The sequence below is a fragment of the Aminobacter sp. P4_H6_2 genome, from assembly GCF_056400805.1.
The window spans coordinates 1-2,765 of sequence record NZ_JBFUKO010000678.1 but is presented as its reverse complement, the minus strand read 5'-3'; the positions used below and the strand labels follow the sequence as shown (position 1 = coordinate 2,765).

At 63.9% G+C, this 2,765-nt stretch carries 1 protein-coding gene and 2 pseudogenes; 1 reads left to right on the top strand and 2 read right to left on the bottom strand.

Features of this window, described 5'->3' with window-relative positions:
- A pseudogene (locus AC1DUU_RS28495) lies at positions 1-413 on the top strand (GntR family transcriptional regulator); the annotation flags it as partial.
- 7 nt (positions 414-420) lie between these two features.
- On the opposite strand, the gene AC1DUU_RS28490 reads toward AC1DUU_RS28495, so the two are convergent.
- On the bottom strand, positions 421-1,335 hold the full coding sequence (locus AC1DUU_RS28490; protein WP_476786692.1) for a DMT family transporter: 915 nt from the start codon (positions 1,333-1,335) through the stop codon (positions 421-423).
- Positions 1,319-2,765: pseudogene (locus tag AC1DUU_RS28485) on the bottom strand (PIG-L family deacetylase); the annotation flags it as partial. The pseudogene AC1DUU_RS28485 and the gene AC1DUU_RS28490, both read right to left, overlap by 17 nt.

Here is a 2,765-nt window from a genome sequence, read left to right as displayed (position 1 = left end):
GTGCCTTGCGTGCGCTTATGCTGCGTCATCCGCCGGGACATCTGCAGCGGACCGCCGCGTATTTCCTAGCGCTTGGGCACCATGACGCGGTGCTGCACCGGATGCGCGCCGAATATCACCGCCGCCACATCGTCATGGCCGATGCATTGCGCAGCGAAGGTTTCACCATTGCCGGCTCGTCGTCATTCGGCGGCACGTCGTTCTGGATCGAGGGGCCTAAGGGGCTCGACGCCGATGTTCTGATGAACGAACTGCGCCAGGACGGGGTCTTGATCGAATCTGGCTCGCCCTTCTTCCCCGCCGATGACGGCCCGTGCCGATTCTTTCGGATGGGTTATTCGTCGATCCCGCGCAGCCTTATCGTCGAAGGTGTCATGCGAACCGCCACGCGGATGCGCGTGCTTACCTCTTGACCCGAGACTACTGTCGCTTCTTGTTGGCGCGGCGTTCAAGATAGGCCGTTGTCTGGAGTGCTATCAGGACGACGACCGCTCCGATGACGATGCGTTGGTCGGGCACTTCGCCGAAAAAGATGTAGCCGGCTGCCGTCGTCACGACGATGGAGAGATAGCCGATGGGGGCGAGCACACTGGCGTCGGCGAGGCGATAGGCGCGCAAAAAGCAATATTGGCCAGCCTGCGCCAGAAGCCCGATGCCAAGCAAGGGAACCCAGTCGAAGACCTTGACCGGCTGCCAGACGAAGATGGCCGGCACAGCGGTGATGACGGCGAGGCCGACGGTGTAGAAAACCATCATCACGGTGGTGTTTTCATCGCGCAGCATGCGTGTCTGGATGATGGCGAGCGAGCCGAAGACGACTGTGGCGAACACCGCGAGCAGGCCGAGGTTCCATTCGACCCCGCCGGGCGCCAGCATGACGAGCACGCCGGCAAAGGCGAAGGCGGCACCGACCCAGCGCAGCCGCGACACCGTTTCGCCCAAAAAGGCGACCGCCATGGCCATAGTGATCAACGGCCTGGAAAAACTCAGCGCGTTGACCACCGCCAAGGGCAGCAGCGTGTAGGCCATGAACTGGCTGGTCAGCGCAATCGCGTTGCAGCTGATGCGGGAGACGTTCTGCCACGGATGTTTGGTGTGGCGGATGTGATGGCGGTGCCGCCAGATCAAAGGCAGGATGAACAACAGGCCGATCATCGCCCGGATGAAGACGAGCTGGAAGGCCGGATAGATGAGCCCCTGCGCCTTCACGAGCGCCGTCATGCCGCCGGAGACCAGCAGCATGTCGGCGAGCACCCAGACCACGCCCTCGCGGTTGGCCTTGTGACGCTCCTCCCCCGCCTCGGGCGTCACCGTGCTGTCAGGCTGGCTGGACAAGATTTGCCATCAGGCGGAATGCTCCAGGTACAAGCTTGTCCATCTGGTGGTGCAGGACGAGGCTTGTGTGCGTATGGCGGCCCTTGCCGATCGCCGCCGACACAAGCGCACCCATCAGCGGCTGTTCATTGGCGTCGTGCATGGCGAGTAGCGGCTGATAGGCCTCGTCCCAGCGCGCGGCGAAATAGAGCCCGCGCTCCTTGTTCCAGCCGGACCAGTCCTGCGGGCCGATAATATTCGGCCCCTTGAGCAGGACGTGGTCCGGCGCCAGCACCGTGACCTCGGCGTTCGGATCCGTTACGCGCCAGCGTAAAGACGGCGAGCCAATCTCGAGTTTCCTCGGCGGCGTCGCTAGTGGATCCCAACCGTCGGTCGGGCGGTGGTAAAGGGTGACAAGGTGGCCGCCATTTTCGACGAAGCGGTGCAGCTTTTCGGTCGCTGCTGCCAGATCCTTGCGGATGCCGAAGGCAAAGATGCCGACGACGATGGTGGTGTATTGCGACAGGTCGCCGGCAAGCGCCTTGGCGTCGAGTTCGGTGACATCGTGACCCATGCGCGACAGCCACAGGCCGACGCGGTCGGCACCTGCGCCGACATAACCGACGCGCGCGCCTTGCGGCAGCTTGAGGTCGAGCGTGAGTACGCGCAAGGCTTCCGGCTGGCGATGGGTGACGCGACCGATATGGGGATAGGCGATCGGGGTCAGCCTGAGTGCCGCCCTGCCGCCGACGAGCGGGGTGATGGTGGCAAGTCCGGGGACACGCGTTTCGGGCGCGCGGATGAGCTGGCTGCCTTCTGACTGCGTCAGCGACCAGCCGCCATCCATGTTGAGCGAGACGGGCGCATCCTTGCCCGCAACGGCAGGCTTAATCGGCCATTCCTGTCTTGTGCCGTCGAGCGGCACGATGATCGCTTCGGGCTCCATGACAACCGAGCTTGCCGGCAGCACGGCAAAAGCTTCTTCGAAGTCATAGGTGGCGCGGGCGGTGTGAGCGCCGAACTTGGCCGAGATGACGACATGGGCATCGCCATTGCCGCCAAGCGCCGACCATGACGGCGGATAAAGCTTTGTGTAGGCGGCATTCGCCGAGGCCGAAATTTCCAGGCTGCGTCGCCGTCCTGTGCTGGTTTCTGCTTTTGCCGTGATCGCCTCAGGCAGGATCGCCTCGACCTCTACCGAGCGGCTGTCGCTGCCAGGGGCGAGATCGATGGTGAGTTCAGCTGTTTCGCCCGGCGACAATGTCGACGGCGACAATGACGCGCGGTCGAAGATGCCGGCTGCTTCGATCAAGCCGGCGTCGATTTCGCGTGCCTTGCGCTCCAGGCGGTGGCGGTGAAGCGCGAGGAAAGCCGGCGACGCATTGGCGCGCGCGGTAGCGAGCTGGCGGGCCGCTTCGATGAGATGGCTGATGATCGCGTCGCAGTTGGGG